The following is a 19,073-nucleotide window of genomic DNA, read 5'->3' as shown; positions in this document are numbered from 1 at the left end:
AGTCTTGTTCGGCGATTATTAGCGCGTATTATAACGTCACTGGAACTGGCATTAATCTCGCCGTCATCTTTCCGCGCCACGGGAAAGCCGTCGGGCAGAGGTTCGAATATCCTCCTTGCGATCCGTCGCCATTAACCAGGAAATCATAAGTCATGCGTATTGAAGAAGATTTGAAGTTAGGCTTTAAAGACGTGTTGATCCGCCCTAAGCGTTCCACGTTGAAAAGCCGTTCCGAGGTTGAACTGGAACGTCAGTTTACCTTCAAGCATTCAGGTTGCAGCTGGTCCGGCGTGCCGATTATCGCCGCCAACATGGACACGGTGGGCACCTTCCGCATGGCTGAGGCCCTGGCTTCTTTCGACGTTCTCACCGCCGTACACAAACATTACAGCGTCGAGCAATGGGCTGACTTCGTGCAGCGCATGCCGGAATCGGTGCTGCGCCACGTGATGGTGTCCACCGGCACCTCAGAAGCCGACTTCGCCAAAATGCAGCAGATCCTGGCCCTGTCTCCGGCGCTGAAATTCATCTGTATCGACGTGGCCAACGGCTACTCTGAACACTTCGTCGCCTTCCTGCAGAAAGCGCGCGAAGCCTGCCCGAATCACGTCATCTGCGCCGGCAACGTAGTGACCGGCGAGATGGTGGAAGAGTTGATCCTCTCCGGCGCCGACATCGTTAAAGTCGGCATCGGGCCGGGATCGGTATGCACCACCCGCGTGAAGACCGGCGTGGGCTATCCGCAGCTGTCGGCGGTGATCGAATGCGCCGATGCGGCCCACGGGCTGGGCGGCCAAATCGTCAGCGACGGCGGCTGCTCGGTGCCGGGCGATGTCGCCAAAGCCTTCGGCGGCGGCGCGGACTTCGTGATGCTGGGCGGCATGCTGGCCGGCCACGACGAGTGCGAAGGCACCGTAGTGGAAGAGAACGGCGAGAAATTCATGCTGTTCTACGGCATGAGCTCCGAGTCAGCGATGAAGCGCCACGTCGGCGGCGTGGCGGAGTATCGCGCGGCCGAAGGCAAAACCGTCAAGCTGCCGCTGCGAGGCGAGGTGGAGTTCACCGTGCGTGATATCCTCGGCGGCCTGCGTTCCGCCTGCACCTACGTCGGCGCCGAGCGTTTGAAAGAGCTGACCAAGCGCACCACCTTTATCCGCGTGGCGGAGCAGGAAAACCGCGTCTTCGGCAGCAAATAAGCCGCACCTTGCATTCGGGCGCAGCGCACCGCGGCGCCCGCTATCCTTTTACCCTTATCCCAACACGCTGCCCAGTTGAAAGATAGGCAGGTACATGGCGATCACCAAAGCGCCGACAATCCCACCTACCACCAGCATCAGCAGCGGCTCCAGCGTTTGCGCCAGCGTATCGGCCAGCTCGTGCGTCTGCCGTTCATACCACTGCGCCAATTTATCCAGCAAGGCGTCCAGTGAACCGGACTCTTCGCCCACCCGCACCAGCTGCCGGCACAGCGGCGGAAACAGCGGTTGCAGGCCCAGGGCACGATGAAAGGCTTCGCCTTCGGCGATCTGCCGTTGCACCTGCTCCAGCGCCTGTTTGTACAGCAGATGGTCAGCCGCCAGCGCCGCCGCGTTCAACCCTTCCACCAGCGTCAGCCCGGCGCGTTGGGTCATGGTCAGGATGCGAAATGTTTGGCTCAGCGCGCCGCCGCTCACCAGCCGGGCGATCAGCGGCAGGCGCAGCAAGAGTGCCTGTTCACGTCTGCGCCACGGCGGGCGCGGGTGCAGCCAGCGGCCATAACCGAACAGCGACGCGCCCAGCAGCAGCGCCAGATAGGGGCCGGTGGCGATCAACTGCGCAGACAACGCCAGCAACCCTTGGGTAAACCAGGGCAGCGGCGCATCGAACGATTGATAAACCTTGGCGAATTCCGGCAGCACCATCACCAGCATCAACACGCTGACCATCAGCGCCACCGCGCAGATGAAGAGGGGATAACGCAGCGCTTTGGTCACCTTGCGGCGCAGCAGCAACTGGGCCTCCTGTTGTTGCGCCAGCTGCAGGCAGCAGCGATCGAGGTTGCCGGTCAGTTCACCGATGGCGATCAGCTGGCGATAGATCAGGGGAAAAATCCCCGGTTGTTCGGCGAGGGTTTCGGAAAGCGGTTGCCCTTCGCGCACCTGGTCGGCCAGCTGGCGCAACAGGCAGCGCCAGGCTGCCGAAGGATGCTCTGCTGCCAGCAACTGCAGCGCATTGACCAGCGGCAACCCCGCCTGCAGCAGAGTGGCGAGCTGGCGGGTGAAGTGGATTAACGGTTCTCCACGCCATTGGCCGGGCGTAACGCGTTTGCCGTGCCCGATTCGGCACGGTTGCAGGCCTTGTTCGATCAGCAACCGGCTCACCTGCCGTTTTTCCTCGCTCATCAGTTCGCCGCGGCGTAAGGCGCCCTGTGCGTCGAAAGCCTGCCAAAGAAACAGCCGGCGCGCTTTCATGGCGCGGCTATGCCAGGCTGGACGACGTCGATCACGCGGTACAGTTCTTCCAGCGAGGTCGTGCCTTCGGCGGCCAGCGCCAGGCCCGCTTGCAGCAGCGAAAGCTGCCCCTGTTCGCGGGCGATATCCGCCAGCAGACTGGGAGCGGCGTTCGCCAGCAATGCCGCCTGTATTTCCGGCGTAATGGCCAACAGTTCATACACGCCGATGCGCCCATAGTAACCGCCGAAGCAATGCTCGCAGCCATCGGCGCGCCAGACAGTGAGCGGTTCCGGCCAGATCGCGCTGGGAAAATGCGTCGGCTGGCTGTGCGGATAGCGGCAGTGGCGGCACAGTCTGCGCACCAACCGCTGCGCGACGATCAGCTTCAGACAGCCGGCGAGCAGGTAGCCGGGGATCCCCATGTGCATCAGCCGCGTCAGGGTTTCGCCGGTGGAGTTGGTATGCAGCGTCGACAGCACCAGGTGGCCGGTTTGCGCGGCCTTGACCGCGATCTCGGCGGTTTCCGCATCGCGGATCTCGCCGACCATGATGACGTCCGGATCCTGGCGCAGCAGGGCGCGCAGCACCCGGGCGAAGCTCAGCTCGGTTTTGGCGTTGATCTGGGTCTGATTAACGCCGAACAGCGGGATCTCGACCGGATCCTCGACGCTGCACAGGTTGCTCTGCGCATCGTTCAACTGGCGCAGACCGCTGTACAGCGTCACCGTTTTGCCGCTGCCGGTCGGGCCGGTCACCAGGATCAACCCTTGCGGGCAGGCCAGCGCCGTCGCGTAGCGCGCCAGATCCGCCCGGCTCATGCCCAACTGATCCAGCGGCAGTTCTTGTTGCTCGCCCTGCTGAACGCGCAGCACCACCTTTTCGCCGTGCAGCGTCGGCAGAGTGGCGATACGCATGGCATAGCGCGCGCTGTCCAGCGTCAGGCTGAGCTGCCCGTCCTGAGGCTGACGGCGCTCGGCGATATCCAGTTGGCCGAGGATCTTCAGCCGGGCGATGAGGCGCGCGGTCAGCTGCGGCGGCGGTGAGGCGAGGGTTTGCAGCACGCCGTCGATGCGCAGACGAATGCGAAAATGCTGTCGAAAGGGCTCGAAGTGGATGTCCGAGGCGCGGCGCTGGATGGCCAGGCGCAGCGTCTGGTTGATGAATTGCACCACCGGCGCATCGCCGTCGTCGGGGTAGGCGATGTCGGTTGTGTCCTCTTCGGCCGCCAGCGGCGCCGAGAGCGGTTCGTGGCGCTGGTTAAGCGCCAGCTCCAACCTGGCCGCCGGCCATTGTTCCAGATGGATGCGTTTGCCGGTGGCGAAACGCAGCGCCGCCAGCAGCCCCTGCGGCGCTTCTTCGCTGAGCGCGACCGTCAGTGTGGTCGGGTCTTCGCTCAGCGCCAGCGCCTGATAGCGCCGACACAGAGTGTGAACCTCTTCGCTGATTTGCGCGTTCATCGCCGTTACTCCGCCGCGTCGTCGAAGCGGAAGACTTCCCGGCACACCTCAACCAGCGTCGCGTTTTCGCTGCTGCACAGCCGGGTCCAGCGGGTCAGCCCATCGGCGTTCGACTTGGGGGTTAACGCCACCGCCAGCCCCTGCAGCGTTTGGGTGCCGGTCAGCGTGATTACGCCTTTAACGACTTTCACCCCGCTGACGTAACGCGACGCGCCGCCGGTGGGAATGCCTTTGCTGCCTGCTTCACAGCCGGCGGGCGCGCCTTCATCCAGCACGCACAACTCGACCGCCAGCTTATATGGCGCCATGGTTTGCAGCATGTCGGTCATCGCCGCTTTCTGGATGTAGCGCTGGTAGGCGGGAATGCCGATGGCGCTGAGGATGGCGATGATGGCGATCACCACCATCAGTTCGATCAGGCTAAAGCCGCGTTGCGTTTCCATGCGTTGTTTCCTCCATAAGGGTGTGGAAAACAACGGTAGCGGTTTGCGCGGGGGAACGGCGAGCGGGTTTTACGCGTTTCTCGGCGTGCTTCCATCAGTATTGATGCCGTTTGCAGCGGAGGAAAAAACGGTGCGAGGGGCTTCGCAAATCTGCGTTAACGCCCCCGGCGGCGGCCGGGGGCGAGGGGATCATTTGAAGCGCATCGACAGATCGAGCGCGGTCACATGTTTGGTCAGCGCGCCGACCGAAATGTAATCCACGCCGGTCTCGGCGAAGGTGCGCAGCGTCTCGCTGGTGACGTTGCCGGACACCTCCAGCTGGGCGCGGCCCTGGGTTTGGGCGACCGCCTGACGCATCATCTCGACGCTGAAGTTGTCCAGCATGATGATGTCGGCGCCGGCGTCCAGCGCCTGCTGCAGCTCATCGAGCGATTCGACTTCCACTTCCACCGGCACGTCGGCGTGCAGCCAGAAGGCTTTTTCCACCGCGTTTTTGATCGAGCCGGAGGCGATGATGTGGTTTTCCTTGATCAGGAAGGCATCGGACAGCCCCAGCCGGTGGTTGCTGCCGCCCCCGCACAGCACGGCGTATTTCAGCGCGGTGCGCAGGCCGGGCAAGGTCTTGCGGGTATCGAGCAGGCGAGTCTGGGTGCCTTCCAGCAGAGCCACGTAGCGGCTGACCTCGGTCGCCACGCCGGAGAGCATCTGCACGAAGTTCAGCGCGGTGCGCTCGCCGGTCAACAGCACCCGCGCAGGGCCGCGCAGCCGGCAAAGCGGTTGGTTCGGTATCAGACGGTCGCCGTCTGCCACCAGCCACTCCACCTGCACCTGGTTGCCCAACTGAATAAAGACTTCGTTCAGCCAGCGGCGGCCGCAGAACACGCCGGCTTCGCGGGTAATGACGGTGGCTTCGGCCTGCTTGTCCGCCGGTAACAATTGCGCGGTAATATCGCGCCCGGCGTCAACTTCACCTCCCAGGTCTTCGCGCAGCGCCTGGGCGACGGAATAGGGAATATCACTTTCAATACGTTCAAGAAGCTCGGTGCGGCGACGGTCGGCACTGTAGCGGCGTGTCGGCATGGAAAACTCCGAAATGGACGGTTAGTTCGTAGGGGAACATGCTACTCTGTTGCAGGAATAAGTACCACCGCAGAGAGGTGTCTGATGCAGTTGGAAAATGGCTGGATTGTCGGGGTGACGCGAGTGGTTTCGCCGCACTGCGATCGGCGCCCGGATGACGAGCCGCCCTCGCTGCTGGTCATCCATAACATCAGCCTGCCGCCCGGCGAATTCGGTGGCCCCTATATCGACCAGCTGTTCACCGGCACGCTCGATCCCGCGCAGCACCCTTATTTCGCCGAGATCCATCAGCTGCGAGTGTCTGCGCACTGCCTGATCCGCCGCGATGGGGAGATCGTGCAGTATGTGCCCTTCGACCAGCGCGCGTGGCACGCGGGCGTTTCTCTGTATCAGGGGCGCGAACGGTGCAACGATTTCTCCATCGGCATCGAGCTGGAAGGCACTGACCAGTTAGCCTACACCGAGGCGCAATATCGCACGCTGCAGGCGGTCACCGCGCTGCTGGCCGAACATTATCCGCCGTTGGCGGCGCATATCGCCGGGCATTGCGATATCGCCCCCGGCCGCAAAACCGATCCCGGGCCGGCGTTCGATTGGGATCGCTATCTGGCATCTCTGGAACAACGCGGCGCGCCCGCCGACGCTATGCTTGAGACAAGAAAAAGGGAGAGGAATCGCTAATGACGCTGTTTACGCTGTTGCTGGTTTTGGCCTGGGAGCGCCTGTTCAAGCTGGGGGAACACTGGCAGCTGGATCATCGCCTCGAAGTGGTATTTCAGCGGCTGCATCGGGTTTCGCTGGCGCAGACGCTGGCGATGACCGCCGCCTGGATGGTGATCGTCTGGGGCGTTCTGTGGTTGTCGCACGGGTTATTCTTCGGCGTGGTGACGCTGCTGCTGTGGATTGTCATCGATCTGCTGTGCGTCGGTGCCGGCATCAAGCGCAAACACTATCGCGCCTACCTGAAAGCGGCGCGGCAGGGGGATACCCATGCCAGCGATCAGATGGCGGAAGAGCTGGCGTTGATCCACGGTTTGCCGGTGGACTGCAGTGAGGAGCTGCGCCTGCGCGAGCTGCAAAACGCGCTGCTGTGGATCAACTTCCGTTATTACCTGGCGCCGCTGTTCTGGTTCGTGGTCTTTGGGCCGTACGGGCCGATCGCGCTGGCGGGATATGCCTTCCTGCGCGCCTATCAAACCTGGCTGGCGCGCCACAATACGCCGCTGGAGCGTTCGCAGTCGGGCATCGATCATCTGCTGAACTGGCTGGATTGGATCCCGGTGCGTTTGGCCGGGGTGGCCTATGCGTTGTTCGGCCACGGCGAGCGCGCGTTGCCGGCCTGGTTCGCCTCGCTCGGCGATCGGCATTCGTCGTCGTATCAGGTGTTGACGCGGCTGGCGCAGTTCTCGCTGGCGCGCGATCCGCATATGGATCCGGTGCAAACGCCGCGGGCGGCGGTGACGCTGGCGCGCAAGGTGACGATGATCATCGTGGTGGTGGTGGCGCTGTTGACCATTTACGGCACGCTGCTGTAAACCGCCGTGAAAAACAAAACGGGCGCCTCGGCGCCCGTTTCTTTTTGGCCATCCGGCCGGGATTACAGCTTGGCGAAGCAGCGACGCGCGGCGTCGATGGTGCGCTGGATGTCTTCCTTGCTGTGCGCCACGGACATGAAACCCGCTTCGAAGGCGGACGGCGCGAGATACACCCCCTCTTCCAGCATCAGGTGGAAGAAGCGCTTGAAGCGTTCCACGTCGCACTGCATCACGTCCTGGTAGCAGTTGACCGCCGGCGCGTCGGTGAAGAACAGGCCGAACATGCCGCCGACGTTGTTGACCACCAACGGAATATTCTCTTCCTGCGCCGCGTGCAGCAGGCCAGCGGCCAGCATCTCGGTCAGTTCGGTCAGCGTCTGATGCACGCCGACCTGCGACACTTCGGTCAGGCAAGCGTAGCCCGCCGCCATGGCGATCGGGTTGCCGGACAGGGTGCCCGCCTGGTAGACCGGGCCGGTCGGCGCCAGCGCGTCCATCACCTCGCGACGGCCGCCGAAGGCGCCCACCGGCATGCCGCCGCCGATGATTTTGCCGAGGCAGGTCAGATCCGGCTCGACGCCGTAATAGGATTGTGCGCCGGCCAGCGCGACGCGGAAGCCGGTCATCACTTCGTCGATGATCAAGAGCGCGCCGTACTTGTCGCACAGGGCGCGCAGGCCCGGCAGGAATTCCGGCAGCGGCGGCACGCAGTTCATGTTGCCGGCGACCGGCTCGACGATGATACAGGCGATCTCGGACGGGTACTGTTCGAAGGCGGCGCGCACCGAATCCAGATCGTTATAAGTGCAGGTCAGGGTGTGTTTGGCGAAGTCGGCCGGCACGCCCGGTGAGTTCGGCTGGCCGAGGGTCAGCGCGCCGGAGCCGGCTTTCACCAGCAGGCAGTCGGCGTGGCCGTGGTAGCAGCCTTCGAACTTGATGATTTTATCGCGGTTGGTGTAGCCGCGCGCCAGGCGGATGGCGCTCATGGTGGCTTCGGTGCCCGAGTTCACCATGCGCACCATATCCATCGTCGGCACCAGCTCGGTGACCAGCTGCGCCATTTTGACTTCCATCTCGGTCGGCGCGCCGAAGCTCAGGCCGCGCTGCGCCGCTTCGATCACCGCGTCGCGGATCGCCGGGTGGTTATGCCCCAGCACCATCGGCCCCCAGGAACCGACATAGTCGATATAGGCCTTGCCGTCGGCATCGAACAGGTAAGCCCCGTCTGCGCGCTCGATAAACAGCGGCACACCGCCCACGCCGGTGAATGCACGCACCGGAGAGTTTACCCCGCCGGGGATCAACTGTTGCGCCTGGGCGTACAGACTTTCGGACTTGCTGTGTAGGCTCATAAATCGGCTCCTGGATTCTCTTTTGAATGATTTGACCGCGCTATTCTAGAGGAGAGCGCCGCGTTATGAAACGATCACAGTCAGATACCATTAACGGCAGCGCCCGCCGCCGGGTTGGGGTAGAATTATCGCCCTGCCTATTTGTATTACAAATTACCTGACGAATCACTCGCGATGACAGAATCACAATCACAGCCAGTCGGGACGTTGAGCCCGCGTCTTAGGCGCAGCGATGCGGTGCGCCAGTTTATCCGCCGCGACAAAACGCCGGTGGCGATCCTGGTGATGGCCGCGCTGGTGGGGACGCTGGCCGGTTTGCTCGGCGTGGCCTTCGATAAAGCGGTGGAGTGGGTGCAGCAGCAGCGGCTGGCTTCGCTGGCGCAGGTCGCCGACTTCTGGATCCTGGTGTGGCCGCTGGCGTTTATCTTGTCCGCGGCGCTGGCGGCGCTGGGTTATTACCTGGTGCGGCGCTTTGCGCCTGAGGCGGGCGGTTCGGGCATTCCGGAGATCGAAGGCGCGCTGGAGGAGCTGCGCCCGGTGCGCTGGTGGCGCGTGATACCGGTGAAATTCATCGGCGGCATGGGAACGCTGGGGGCGGGCATGGTGCTGGGGCGCGAAGGGCCTACGGTGCAGATGGGCGGCAACGTCGGGCGCATGGTCTTGGACGTGCTGCGCATTCGCGGCGCCGAGGCGCGCCATTCGCTGCTGGCGACCGGGGCCGCCGCCGGGCTGTCCGCCGCGTTCAACGCGCCGCTGGCCGGCATTCTGTTTATCATCGAAGAGATGCGGCCGCAGTTTCGCTACAACCTGATCTCGATTAAAGCGGTGTTTATCGGCGTTATCATGTCGAGCGTGGTGTTCCAGCTGTTCAACGGCCAAGGCTCGGTGATCGCGGTCGGCAAACTCGCCTCGGCGCCCATCAACACCTTGTGGCTCTATCTGGTGCTGGGCGCGATATTCGGCGCGGTGGGCGTGGGATTCAACGCGCTGATCTTTCGAACTCAGGACATGTTCGCGCGCCTGCACGGCGGCAGAATGCGCAATGTGCTGCTGATGGGCGGGCTGCTCGGCGGCGTGTGCGGCATTCTGGGGCTGATCCAGCCGGAGGCGGCGGGCGGCGGCTTTGGGCTGATCCCGATCGCCGCGGCGGGCAATTACAGCGTCGGCATGTTGATGTTCATTTTCATTACCCGCATCTTCACCACGCTGCTGTGCTTCGGTTCCGGCGCGCCGGGCGGCATCTTTGCGCCGATGCTGGCGCTGGGCACGCTGTTCGGCACCGCCTTCGGGCTGGCGGGGGCGCATTTGTTCCCGCAGTACGGCATCGAGGCGGGCACTTTCGCCATCGCCGGCATGGGGGCGTTGTTCGCCGCCACGGTGCGCGCCCCGCTGACCGGCATCGTGTTGGTGCTGGAAATGACCGACAACTACCAGCTGATTTTACCGATGATCATCACCTGCCTCGGCGCTACGGTGGTGGCGCAGCTGCTCGGCGGCAAGCCGCTGTATTCGTCGATCCTGGCGCGCACCCTGCAACGGCAGGAGGCGCAGTTGGCGCGGGAAGCGGCGGAGAAAACAAGTAAAGAAAATACAACAAATGCGGTGAATACTTGAACGCAACACTCAGGTATCGGATAATCGTTAATATTAATCAGGCAGCCTTGGTCGCGATCTGATGCTGAACAATGTTGGGAGTAAAGAGTATGAGTGATGAAACGGCACTGCCCCTGCAATTTACCGAGGCAGCAGCAAACAAGGTCAAGTACCTCATTGCTGACGAAGAAAATCCGAACCTGAAGTTGCGGGTTTACATTACCGGCGGCGGCTGCAGCGGATTCCAGTACGGTTTCACTTTTGACGACAAGGTCAACGATGGCGACATGACCATCGAGAAGCAGGGCGTGGCGCTGGTGGTCGATCCGATGAGCCTGCAGTATCTGGTTGGCGGTTCGGTGGACTACACCGAAGGGCTGGAAGGATCGCGCTTCGTGGTGACCAACCCGAATGCCAAAACCACCTGCGGTTGCGGTTCGTCGTTCAGCATCTGAGTTTGCCTGTCAGAATATCAACCCGCTCGCTTTCCGGCCGGCGGATTTTTTTATGCCTACCACTCCACGAGGATCACTGCCACGCCGTTCTCCTGGGCCGGTGGGTTGTGGATGATATTCGGCTGTGCCGTCGCGTGGCTGCATTCGGCCCGTGGGGCGGCGGCTTCGAGGCGCACGGTGCATTGCGGTTCAATAGTCAGGGTAATGCCGATCTGGCCGCTGACGGCATCGGCATAGGCGGCTCCACTCAGCAGGGAGCCACAGCAGGCAAGCAGAATTTTTTTCATCATTGCGGGAATAGCCATCCGTAAGCCATCTTGTGATGACTTATCGGCAAAAAGTTAAAAAGTTTTAACAGCGCGGGGAAGGAATTAACCTGAGGATTACAGAACTTTACATCGTCACTACGCTATTTTATGGACGAAAATAATACCACTAAACCCGTTTGCAGGCTAATAAATCACCAGGCCGCCGCCCCGCAGGGCGGCGGCTCAGCGTTCGAGAATAAAGGCGGGCAGCTTGAGGTGCCAGCGGATGGCCGCCAGCCGAATGGCCAGCGTGATGACCATGCCCAGCATCATGGCCTGTTGCAGCGGCATGTTGAAGGTGTAAAACGCCGTGGCGTGTGCGATGCCACCGATGATGCAGGCGGTGGCGTAAATTTCGGTGCGCAGGATCATCGGGATCTCGCGCGCCAGCACGTCGCGGATAATGCCGCCGCCGACGCCGGTGATCACCCCCATGCAGATCGCCACCAGCGGGCCGGTGCCGGCTGCGAAAGCCTTGTTGACGCCGATGCCGACGAACACCGCCAGCCCGACGGCGTCGAGCACCGGCAGCACCCATTGCGGCAGACGGCGCGGCTGGCGCACCAGCAGCAGCGTCAAGACGCAGGTGATCATCGCCACCACCAGATCGGTGGGATCCTTGACCCAGAACACCGGGCCGTTGGCCAGCGCCATATCGCGGATGGTGCCGCCGCCGACCGCGGTAACCACGCCCAACACCAACACGCCGAACGGATCCATGCGCAGTTTGCCGGCCAGCAGTACGCCGGAGACGGCGAACACCGCCGTACCGAGAATATCCAACCAGAACACCAGCATCAGCGGATCTCCGCCAGCTGGCGGCACAGTTGCTGCGCCGCCAACAGCAGCCGCGGCCCGCCGCGATTGAACCAGTCTTCATTCAGCGCGATCACCGGCACCTGCAGCTGCGGCGCCCAGAAGGCTTTCACATTGGCGGCCTCTTTCGCGCCGCCGGTGATGACGATGGCCTGGGGTTGGCGCGCCAGCACCTGCTCGCGGCTGATCTGCGGCCAAGGCGTGCGGCTGTCGGCGAAGATGTTCTGCGCGCCGCACAGCGCCAACACTTGGCTCTGCAGCGTGGCGCCGGAGCTGGTGAACAGCGGCTGGGTGCCGAACTGCAGCAACACGCGTCGCGGAGGGTTATCGGCGTACTGTTGCCTGAGATCGGCGAACTGGCGGCGAAGGCCGGCGGCGGCCTGATGCGCCTGGTCCGGGTGCGGGCTGTATTGCGCCAGCTTATCCAGCAAGCCGGCGATCCCTTCGAGATTATCGGCGTCCGCATAGAAGATCGGGATGCCGAATGCGGCGAGCTGATCCAGCACGCGCTGCGGATTGCCGCCGCGCCAGGCGAGGATCAGATCCGGCTTGAGCGCCAGCACCCGCTCCAGGTTGATGCCCTGCCAGGAGGCCACCTGCTCCAGCCTGGCGGCCTGCGGCGGATAATCGGAATAGGCGCTCGCCGCCACCAGCACCTCGCCCATGCCGGCGGCATAGGCGAGTTCGGTCGCATTGGGCGCCAGGCTGATCACTCGCTGGGCGGCCCCGGCCGGCAGGGCTAGCCAGAACGCCAGCAGCCAGAGCGCCGAGGTGAAGCGCAGCCTCACATCAACCGCGCTTGGCCAGGGTTTGCAGCATGGCGTTGACCATCAGCGTAGACTGCTTGGCCGCTACCACCAGGAACTCGTCAAAGCTCATGTGCGACTCGCTGTCGGCGACGTCGGAAATGGCGCGCACCACCACGAACGGCGTGCCGAACAGATGGCAGACGTGGGCGATCGCCGCGGCTTCCATTTCCACGGCGGCGACGCGCGGGAAGGTGGCGCGGATGCGCGCCAGCGGCTCGGCGCCGTTGATGAAGGCGTCACCGCTGCAGATCAGGCCGCGCACCGCGTGCAGATCCAGCTGTTTGATACAGCTTTCCGCCAGCGCGATCAGTGCGTCGTCGGCGACGAACGCCGCCGGGCAGCCGGCCATCTGGCCCGGCTCGTAGCCGAAGGCGGTGACGTCGGCGTCGTGGTAGCGCACTTCTTCCGACACCACGATGTCGCCCACGCGCAGCGTGCTGGCCAGGCCGCCGGCGGAGCCGGTATTGATCACCACGTCCGGGCTGCAGTGCTCCAGCAGCAGGGTGGTGCCCATGGCTGCGGAGACTTTGCCGATGCCGGATTTCAGCAGGGCCACTTCAACGCCGCCGATCTGGCCGGTGTAGATTTCGCAGCCCGCGCGCTGGATGGTTTGACGGTTTTCGATTTGATCGCGCAGCAGGGTGACTTCCTGCTCCATTGCGCCGATGATGCCTACTTTCATAAATAACACTCGCTGATTGGCCGTGAGAATTGCGGCATAGTCTATCATGGCTGTGTATCAGAGATAATGCGTTGCATCCGCCGCCGGGAATTGTTATCACGGGGGCAGGGCGCAACGGCGGAGAAACAGATGTCCGGGATCGACTTCAAGCAAAAAATCAGCTTCCAACGGCCTTTCAGCAAACCGATCGAGGCCGAGGAAGAGTACGACATCGTGCGGCAGTTCGAGAGCGATCGCGGGCGCATCGTCAACTCGGCCGCCATTCGCCGTTTGCAGCAAAAAACCCAGGTGTTTCCGCTGGAGCGCAACGCGGCGGTGCGCAGCCGCCTGACGCACTCGATGGAGGTGCAGCAGGTCGGGCGCCATATCGCCAAAGAGATCCTCAACCGCTTCAAACAGGCGGGTAAGATCGATGAATTCGGCCTGACCCGGCTACTCGATCCGTTTGAGAGCATCGTGGAAATGGCCTGTCTGATGCACGATATCGGCAATCCGCCGTTCGGTCACTTCGGCGAGTCGGCGATCAACGACTGGTTCGCCCAGCGGCTCGATCCTGCCAGCTGCGGCAGCGAGCCGGGCAGTCACGATCGCTGCCAGGTCGCGTCGCTGCGGCTGCATGAAGGGGAGAGCGATCTGAACCGGCTGCGCAGCCGGATCCGTCAGGATCTCAGCCATTTCGAGGGCAACGCCCAGGCGATCCGCATGGTGTACAGCCTGCTGAAACTCAATCTGACCTACGCGCAGGTCGGCTGCATTTTGAAATACACCCGCCCGGCTTATTGGGCGGGCGACATCCCCGCCAGCCACAGCTATTTGATGAAAAAGCCCGGCTATTATCTGGCGGAAGAAGCCTTTGTCGATAGGCTGCGGCGCGAGCTGCACATGGGCGAGTTCGATCGTTTTCCGCTGACCTACATCATGGAGGCCGCCGACGATATCTCATACTGCGTGGCCGATCTGGAAGACGCGGTGGAGAAGAGCATTTTCACCGTCGAGCAGCTGTATCAGCACCTGATTCAGGAGTGGGGCGAGGTGGCGCCGGGCGATCTGTTCGACAAGACCGTCGCCAGCGCGTTTCGCAAGATCGACCGCGGCGGCGCGCGGCGCAGCGCGGAAGATCAGTTCTTCATGTATCTGCGGGTGTTTACCGTGGCGCGGCTGGTGCCGCACGCGGCGCAGCGCTTTATCGACAATCTTGACGCGGTTTATCAGGGCAGTTTCAATCAGGCGCTGCTGGAAGATTCCAGCCCGGCCTATCAGCTGCTGAAAATATTTAAAAATGTGGCGTTCAAGCACGTGTTCAACCACCCGGAGGTCGAGCAGCTCGAGCTGCAAGGCTACCGGGTGATCAGCGGCCTGCTGGACATTTACAGCCCGCTGCTGGCGATGTCGCTGGCGGACTTCAGCCGGTTGGTGCGCGAGGACAGCCATCGCGCTTACCCGATCGAAACGCGCCTGTTCCACAAGCTGTCCACCAAGCATCGGCTGGCTTATGTGGAAGCGGTAGAAGGGCTGCAGCATTTATCGCCGGAGCAGCAAACCATTCGGGAATATTATTTCCGCGCGCGTTTATTGCAGGACTATATCAGCGGAATGACCGACCTTTATGCCTATGATGAATATCGTCGATTAATGGCGGCGGAATAATTAAGCGGAGGAATAATTATCAGCAATTCCAACCGGTTGGCTGTCTCGAGTTTTGTAAAGACGAACAATATTTGTTTACTATTGCCAATCATCTGTGCCGGAACTTCGGGCTATTAATTAACTCTGAATAAGCACGCAAGACAGCCATTCTTTTTTGAACGACTTTATAAGAGACACACAGATGAAAAAAACCGCATTAGTTCTGAGCGCACTGGCATTCAGCATCGGTATGGCGATGGGCCCGGTTACGGCCAGCGCCGCTGAAACCGCGTCTTCCAGCACCCAGCAGTTGCCGAGCCTGGCGCCGATGCTGGAGAAGGTGATGCCTTCCGTCGTGAGCATTAACGTTGAGGGCAGCACCACGGTCAATACGCCGCGCATGCCGCAACAGTTCCAACAGTTCTTCGGTGAAGATTCGCCGTTCTGCCAGGACGGTTCACCGTTCCAGGGCTCGCCGATGTGTCAGGGCGCTGAACAGCCCGGACCGGATGGCCAGCAGCCGCAGGGCACGCAGCAGAAATTCCAGGCGCTGGGCGCTGGGGTGGTTATCGATGCCGCCAAGGGCTATGTGGTGACCAACAATCACGTGGTGGACAACGCCAACAAGATCCAGGTGCAGCTGAGCGACGGCCGCCGTTTCGACGCCAAAGTGATCGGCAAGGATCCGCGTTCCGACATCGCCCTGATCCAGCTGAAAGATTTCAAGAACCTGACGGCGATCAAGATGGCGGACTCCGATCAGCTGCGCGTCGGCGATTACACCGTGGCGATCGGCAACCCGTACGGGCTGGGTGAAACCGCTACCTCGGGCATCGTGTCCGCCCTGGGGCGCAGCGGCCTGAACATCGAAAACTACGAAAACTTTATTCAGACCGATGCGGCGATCAACCGCGGCAACTCCGGCGGCGCGCTGGTTAACCTGAACGGCGAGCTGATCGGCATCAACACCGCGATCCTGGCGCCGGACGGCGGCAACATCGGCATCGGCTTCGCCATTCCGAGCAATATGGTGAAAAACCTGACGGCGCAAATGGTCGAGTATGGCCAGGTGAAACGCGGCGAGCTGGGCATCATGGGCACCGAGCTGAACTCGGAGCTGGCCAAGGCGATGAAGGTCGACGCGCAGCGCGGTGCTTTCGTCAGCCAGGTAATGCCGAAATCTTCCGCCGCGAAGGCGGGCATCAAGGCCGGTGACGTGATCGTCACCATGAACGGCAAGGCCATCTCCAGCTTCGCCTCGTTCCGGGCAGAGATTGGCACGTTGCCGGTCGGCAGCAAGATGTCGCTGGGCATTATCCGCGACGGCAAGCCGGTAACGATTGACGTCACGCTGGAGCAAAGCGCGCAGACCCAGGTGGCCTCGGGCAATATCTACACCGGCATTGAAGGCGCCGAGCTGAGCAATACCCAGGTCGGCAACGTGAAAGGCGTCAAGGTCGACAGCGTGAAAGCCGGCAGCGCCGCCGCACGCATCGGCCTGAAAAAGGGCGACGTGATCCTGGGCGTGAACCAACAGCCGATCCAGAACCTGGGCGAGCTGCGTAAAATCCTCGACAGCAAACCGTCGGTGCTGGCGTTGAATATTCAGCGCGGCGATAGCCAGCTGTACCTGCTGGCGCAGTGATAAACGTCAGGCGCTAAAAGCAACAAAGGCACGCTACGGCGTGCCTTTTTGCATTATGGCCTGAGGATTCAGGCCGGTTGCGCCAGATGCGCGCGCGCCGCGTGGATCACCAGTTCAATCTCATCCAACAGCTCCAGCCACTCCGGCTCCAGCTCGTCGTTGGTGATGCCCTGGCGCAGCTGCCGCTCGAGGTAGAAACACAGCTGCTTGAGGCGCGGCACGCCGCTGTAGCTGCAGCTGCCGTGTAGCTTATGGACCAGGTCGAGGATCTCGTCGTCGTGTTGCCCCTCGAGCAGCGCCTGCACCCGTTCGCGCACCTGCGGCAGGAAATCGAGCAGCATTTGCAGCAGATCGCGCGCCAGATCCGGCTTATTGGCCGCCTGGCGCAGCGCCAGCGGCCAGTCGAGCGACAGCGGGGCATCGTCGGCGACGGCGCTTTCCACGTCGCCGCTGTGGTAGCGCGACAGCACGCGGGTCAGCATTTTCTCGTCGATCGGCTTGGCCAGGTAGTCGTCCATCCCCGCCTGCAGCAGATGCTCGCGTTCGCCGCTGGCGGCATGGGCAGTGACGGCGACGATCGGCGTGGAGTTGTGGTGCGGCAGTTGGCGGATCAGTTCGCTGGCGTGAATGCCGTCCATCTTCGGCATTTGAATGTCCATCAGGATCAGATCCAGCACGTTGTTGCGCGCCAGCGCCAGCGCTTCCTCACCGCTCTCGCACAGCAGCGTTTTTTCCACCTGTTCGCCCAGCAGCGTGCCGATCAGCTTCAGGTTGGCCGGGTTGTCGTCGACCGCCATCACCGTCAGCGGCAGACGTTTGCGCTCAGGCGGGGCGGCGAGCCGATCGGGCGTTTCCATTCTCAGCAGCGGGAACAGACGCGTGCTGGTGATAGGCTTGATCAGGCAGCCGAGCGCGCCTTGTTGCTTAAGCAGCTCGGCGTCGATCTGCGCCTGGCACGGCAGCGCCAGAATGACCCGATCGGCCAGCTTCAGCGAGGCCAACAATTTGTCCTGGTGCTGCGCCATGTTGTCGCGGAACGGGATCGGCACGCCGGCCAGCAGGAAATCGTAATGGCCTGACGGCAGCTGGCCCAGCGTCGGCGAGTGGGTGATCACCAGCTGCGTGACGCTGAGCATGTTGAGCGTCGCCTGTGCCGCCGTCGGGTTGGACTCGATGTAGGCGAGCGTTTTGCCGTTCAGATCCGGCAGGTTCGGCGCCAGCGACAGCATGCCCTCGTTCAGATCCAGCGTGATGTGGAACCAGAAGGTCGAGCCGCGATTCAGCTGGCTGTGGAAGCAGATGTCGCCGCCCATCTCCTTCACTAGCTTTTGCGTGATCACCAACCCCAGCCCGGTGCCGCCGTGGCGGCGGGAGATGCTGGCGTCCGCCTGGCGGAACGCCTGGAACAGCTGCGACTGCTGGCGTTCGGAGATGCCGATGCCGGTGTCGTGGATCTGCACTTCCACTTCCACCCGGCGCTCCAGCTGTTTGCGCAGCTCGACGCGAATATCGATATTGCCGGTTTCGGTGAACTTGATGGCGTTGCCCAGCAGGTTGGTGATGATTTGCTGCAGGCGCAGCGAGTCGCCGATCACCTGCTCCGGCACGTCGTTGTGCACATCCAGCGTCAGCTCCAACCCTTTGTCATGGGCGCTGGGGGCCAGCAGCACCACCACTTCGTCCAGCGTTTCGCGCAGGGCGAACGGAATATGCTCCAGCACCAGCTTGCCGGCCTCCAGCTTGGAGAAGTCCAGCACGTCATTGATGATGGTCAGCAGGTTGTTGGCCGAGCGCTCGATGGTCTGCAAATAGTCGGTTTGGGTCGCGCTCAGATCGGTTTTCAGCATCTGGCGGGTAAAACCGATCACGCCGTTGAGCGGGGTACGCAGCTCGTGCGACATGTTGGCCAGGAATTCGGACTTGATGCGCGCCGCCTCCTGCGCGCGTTTTTTCGCCAGATCCAGTTCGACGTTCTGGATCTCCATCTGCTCCAGCGTTTCACGCAGGTCAGACGTGGCCTGATCGATGTTCTGCTGCATCTCTTCGTGATAGGCGGTGAGCGACATCGCCATCGAGTTGATGCCGTTCTTCAGCATGTGCAGCTCGCCGAGCATGTAGCCCTCCACGCGGCTGTCGAGCTGGCCGCGGCGGATGCGATCGACGGTGTTCACCATGTTGCGGATCGGGCCGGTCACGTCGCGCATCAGCCGGTAAGCGAAAAGGATGGCGATACACATGCACAGCAGCAACAGCAGGGTAGAGACAAAGACCTCTTTATACTGCTGCAGCCGCACCGACTGCAGATCCAGCTCGATCGCCACATAGCCCAGGTTGTTGTCGGGATGGCTGCCGCCGTCGGCGGTTTCATCCGGATACTGGCTTTCCGACAGGATCGGCGTGCGCAGGATCAGCGAATCGCCGCGTCGGGTGAGCATCAGATCGGTGGGCAACGGCACGCCTTTCGGCAGCTGCAGCTGAGCGAAGTTGTGATGATAATTGGAGGTGACGAACAAATTGTTCTGCGCATCGAACACGGTGATCGAACGCACGATGTCCGAATGGCGGCGGTGCAGCAGGCTGACCAGTTGCCTGACCGATTCGCGGCTGCGGAACGTCATGCCGTACTCGCTGGCTACCGCCAGCGGCTCGATGATGCTGGCGCCGGCGTCGACCAATTGCTCCTGCAGCTCGTTATAGCGGTGCACCACGAAGAAGGTGCTGAGCAGCAAACCAATCAGCAAGGTCGGGGCCAGAATCAGGATCATCATGCGCGCACGCAGGCTGTATTTGGTCATGGGATTCCAATGTGGGAGAATTGACAGCTGACACTAGCTTAATGA

At 62.2% G+C, this 19,073-nt stretch carries 17 protein-coding genes; 7 read left to right on the top strand and 10 right to left on the bottom strand.

The window, feature by feature from the left end:
• The first annotated feature begins 152 nt into the window (after nt 1-152).
• Nucleotides 153-1,196, top strand: a complete 1,044-nt coding sequence (locus ACSBQS_RS14550) for a GMP reductase (protein ID WP_015376656.1) — start codon at nt 153-155, stop codon at nt 1,194-1,196.
• A gap of 54 nt (nt 1,197-1,250) precedes the next feature.
• On the opposite strand, the gene hofC is transcribed toward ACSBQS_RS14550, so the two are convergent.
• The 4 genes from hofC to nadC all read right to left on the bottom strand — a co-directional run bounded on the left by hofC (nt 1,251) and on the right by nadC (nt 5,412).
• Complete coding sequence (gene hofC / locus ACSBQS_RS14545) at nt 1,251-2,450, bottom strand: protein transport protein HofC (RefSeq protein ID WP_342163841.1); 1,200 nt, start codon at nt 2,448-2,450, stop codon at nt 1,251-1,253.
• Complete coding sequence (gene gspE / locus ACSBQS_RS14540) at nt 2,447-3,889, bottom strand: type II secretion system protein GspE (protein ID WP_197666583.1); 1,443 nt, start codon at nt 3,887-3,889, stop codon at nt 2,447-2,449. Before gspE ends, hofC begins: the two co-directional genes overlap by 4 nt.
• A 5-nt stretch (nt 3,890-3,894) precedes the next feature.
• The gene (ppdD, locus tag ACSBQS_RS14535; RefSeq protein ID WP_033641862.1) at nt 3,895-4,332 is read right to left on the bottom strand and encodes a prepilin peptidase-dependent pilin; all 438 of its coding nucleotides are present in this window, start codon (nt 4,330-4,332) and stop codon (nt 3,895-3,897) included.
• 189 nt (nt 4,333-4,521) lie between these two features.
• A complete protein-coding gene (nadC, locus tag ACSBQS_RS14530; protein WP_025301584.1) occupies nt 4,522-5,412 on the bottom strand; it encodes a carboxylating nicotinate-nucleotide diphosphorylase in 891 nt (296 codons plus the stop codon).
• An 84-nt stretch (nt 5,413-5,496) separates the two neighbouring features.
• On the opposite strand from nadC, the gene ampD reads away from it, so the two are divergent.
• The gene (ampD, locus tag ACSBQS_RS14525) at nt 5,497-6,093 is read left to right on the top strand and encodes a 1,6-anhydro-N-acetylmuramyl-L-alanine amidase AmpD (RefSeq protein WP_025301585.1); all 597 of its coding nucleotides are present in this window, start codon (nt 5,497-5,499) and stop codon (nt 6,091-6,093) included.
• Nucleotides 6,093-6,947, top strand: coding sequence for a beta-lactamase regulator AmpE (gene ampE, locus ACSBQS_RS14520; RefSeq protein WP_033631795.1), 855 nt, complete (start codon nt 6,093-6,095; stop codon nt 6,945-6,947). Before ampD ends, ampE begins: the two co-directional genes overlap by 1 nt.
• 62 nt (nt 6,948-7,009) lie before the next feature.
• On the opposite strand, the gene hemL is transcribed toward ampE, so the two are convergent.
• Complete coding sequence (hemL, locus tag ACSBQS_RS14515) at nt 7,010-8,299, bottom strand: glutamate-1-semialdehyde 2,1-aminomutase (RefSeq protein ID WP_047025209.1); 1,290 nt, start codon at nt 8,297-8,299, stop codon at nt 7,010-7,012.
• A gap of 174 nt (nt 8,300-8,473) precedes the next feature.
• Between hemL and clcA the strand changes: the two genes are divergently transcribed.
• Together clcA and erpA are read left to right on the top strand one after the other, a co-directional pair.
• On the top strand, nt 8,474-9,913 hold the full coding sequence (clcA, locus tag ACSBQS_RS14510) for a H(+)/Cl(-) exchange transporter ClcA (protein ID WP_197666582.1): 1,440 nt from the start codon (nt 8,474-8,476) through the stop codon (nt 9,911-9,913).
• Nucleotides 9,914-10,002: 89 nt separating this feature from the next.
• The gene (erpA, locus tag ACSBQS_RS14505) at nt 10,003-10,347 is read left to right on the top strand and encodes an iron-sulfur cluster insertion protein ErpA (RefSeq protein ID WP_033641865.1); all 345 of its coding nucleotides are present in this window, start codon (nt 10,003-10,005) and stop codon (nt 10,345-10,347) included.
• A gap of 56 nt (nt 10,348-10,403) precedes the next feature.
• Here erpA and ACSBQS_RS14500 read toward each other — a convergent pair whose 3' ends face one another.
• From ACSBQS_RS14500 to mtnN, 4 genes are all read right to left on the bottom strand, one after another.
• Nucleotides 10,404-10,652 (bottom strand): hypothetical protein, encoded by a 249-nt coding sequence (locus tag ACSBQS_RS14500; RefSeq protein ID WP_147838126.1) that lies wholly within the window; start codon nt 10,650-10,652, stop codon nt 10,404-10,406.
• Between the two features lie 186 nt (nt 10,653-10,838).
• On the bottom strand, nt 10,839-11,453 hold the full coding sequence (locus ACSBQS_RS14495) for a TRIC cation channel family protein (RefSeq protein ID WP_047025210.1): 615 nt from the start codon (nt 11,451-11,453) through the stop codon (nt 10,839-10,841).
• On the bottom strand, nt 11,453-12,259 hold the full coding sequence (gene btuF / locus ACSBQS_RS14490) for a vitamin B12 ABC transporter substrate-binding protein BtuF (RefSeq protein ID WP_047025211.1): 807 nt from the start codon (nt 12,257-12,259) through the stop codon (nt 11,453-11,455). Before btuF ends, ACSBQS_RS14495 begins: the two co-directional genes overlap by 1 nt.
• Nucleotide 12,260: 1 nt before the next feature.
• Nucleotides 12,261-12,962: a 5'-methylthioadenosine/S-adenosylhomocysteine nucleosidase gene (gene mtnN / locus ACSBQS_RS14485; RefSeq protein WP_019455094.1), complete on the bottom strand. Its 702-nt coding sequence runs from the start codon at nt 12,960-12,962 to the stop codon at nt 12,261-12,263.
• Between the two features lie 129 nt (nt 12,963-13,091).
• On the opposite strand from mtnN, the gene dgt reads away from it, so the two are divergent.
• Together dgt and degP are read left to right on the top strand one after the other, a co-directional pair.
• On the top strand, nt 13,092-14,609 hold the full coding sequence (dgt, locus tag ACSBQS_RS14480) for a dGTPase (RefSeq protein ID WP_033651661.1): 1,518 nt from the start codon (nt 13,092-13,094) through the stop codon (nt 14,607-14,609).
• A 181-nt stretch (nt 14,610-14,790) separates the two neighbouring features.
• Complete coding sequence (gene degP, locus ACSBQS_RS14475; protein ID WP_033651660.1) at nt 14,791-16,233, top strand: serine endoprotease DegP; 1,443 nt, start codon at nt 14,791-14,793, stop codon at nt 16,231-16,233.
• A 68-nt stretch (nt 16,234-16,301) separates the two neighbouring features.
• Here the strand turns inward: degP and barA are convergent, their stop codons facing one another.
• The gene (gene barA, locus ACSBQS_RS14470; RefSeq protein ID WP_197666581.1) at nt 16,302-19,028 is read right to left on the bottom strand and encodes a two-component sensor histidine kinase BarA; all 2,727 of its coding nucleotides are present in this window, start codon (nt 19,026-19,028) and stop codon (nt 16,302-16,304) included.
• Nucleotides 19,029-19,073 lie beyond the last annotated feature (45 nt).

It is taken from the genome of Serratia sp. H402Y (assembly GCF_051172415.1).
In the GTDB taxonomy this organism is placed as follows: domain Bacteria; phylum Pseudomonadota; class Gammaproteobacteria; order Enterobacterales; family Enterobacteriaceae; genus Serratia; species Serratia ureilytica.
This window is presented reverse-complemented; position numbering and strand designations above follow the sequence as displayed.

What these genes read in the sequence shown, in the direction of transcription:
- ACSBQS_RS14550 (WP_015376656.1), top strand. Translation starts at nt 153, where the DNA reads ATGCGTATTGAAGAAGATTTGAAGTTAGGCTTTAAAGACGTGTTGATC.
- hofC (WP_342163841.1), bottom strand. Translation starts at nt 2,450, where the DNA reads ATGAAAGCGCGCCGGCTGTTTCTTTGGCAGGCTTTCGACGCACAGGGC.
- gspE (WP_197666583.1), bottom strand. Translation starts at nt 3,889, where the DNA reads ATGAACGCGCAAATCAGCGAAGAGGTTCACACTCTGTGTCGGCGCTAT.
- ppdD (WP_033641862.1), bottom strand. Translation starts at nt 4,332, where the DNA reads ATGGAAACGCAACGCGGCTTTAGCCTGATCGAACTGATGGTGGTGATC.
- nadC (WP_025301584.1), bottom strand. Translation starts at nt 5,412, where the DNA reads ATGCCGACACGCCGCTACAGTGCCGACCGTCGCCGCACCGAGCTTCTT.
- ampD (WP_025301585.1), top strand. Translation starts at nt 5,497, where the DNA reads ATGCAGTTGGAAAATGGCTGGATTGTCGGGGTGACGCGAGTGGTTTCG.
- ampE (WP_033631795.1), top strand. Translation starts at nt 6,093, where the DNA reads ATGACGCTGTTTACGCTGTTGCTGGTTTTGGCCTGGGAGCGCCTGTTC.
- hemL (WP_047025209.1), bottom strand. Translation starts at nt 8,299, where the DNA reads ATGAGCCTACACAGCAAGTCCGAAAGTCTGTACGCCCAGGCGCAACAG.
- clcA (WP_197666582.1), top strand. Translation starts at nt 8,474, where the DNA reads ATGACAGAATCACAATCACAGCCAGTCGGGACGTTGAGCCCGCGTCTT.
- erpA (WP_033641865.1), top strand. Translation starts at nt 10,003, where the DNA reads ATGAGTGATGAAACGGCACTGCCCCTGCAATTTACCGAGGCAGCAGCA.
- ACSBQS_RS14500 (WP_147838126.1), bottom strand. Translation starts at nt 10,652, where the DNA reads ATGGCTATTCCCGCAATGATGAAAAAAATTCTGCTTGCCTGCTGTGGC.
- ACSBQS_RS14495 (WP_047025210.1), bottom strand. Translation starts at nt 11,453, where the DNA reads ATGCTGGTGTTCTGGTTGGATATTCTCGGTACGGCGGTGTTCGCCGTC.
- mtnN (WP_019455094.1), bottom strand. Translation starts at nt 12,962, where the DNA reads ATGAAAGTAGGCATCATCGGCGCAATGGAGCAGGAAGTCACCCTGCTG.
- dgt (WP_033651661.1), top strand. Translation starts at nt 13,092, where the DNA reads ATGTCCGGGATCGACTTCAAGCAAAAAATCAGCTTCCAACGGCCTTTC.
- degP (WP_033651660.1), top strand. Translation starts at nt 14,791, where the DNA reads ATGAAAAAAACCGCATTAGTTCTGAGCGCACTGGCATTCAGCATCGGT.
- barA (WP_197666581.1), bottom strand. Translation starts at nt 19,028, where the DNA reads ATGACCAAATACAGCCTGCGTGCGCGCATGATGATCCTGATTCTGGCC.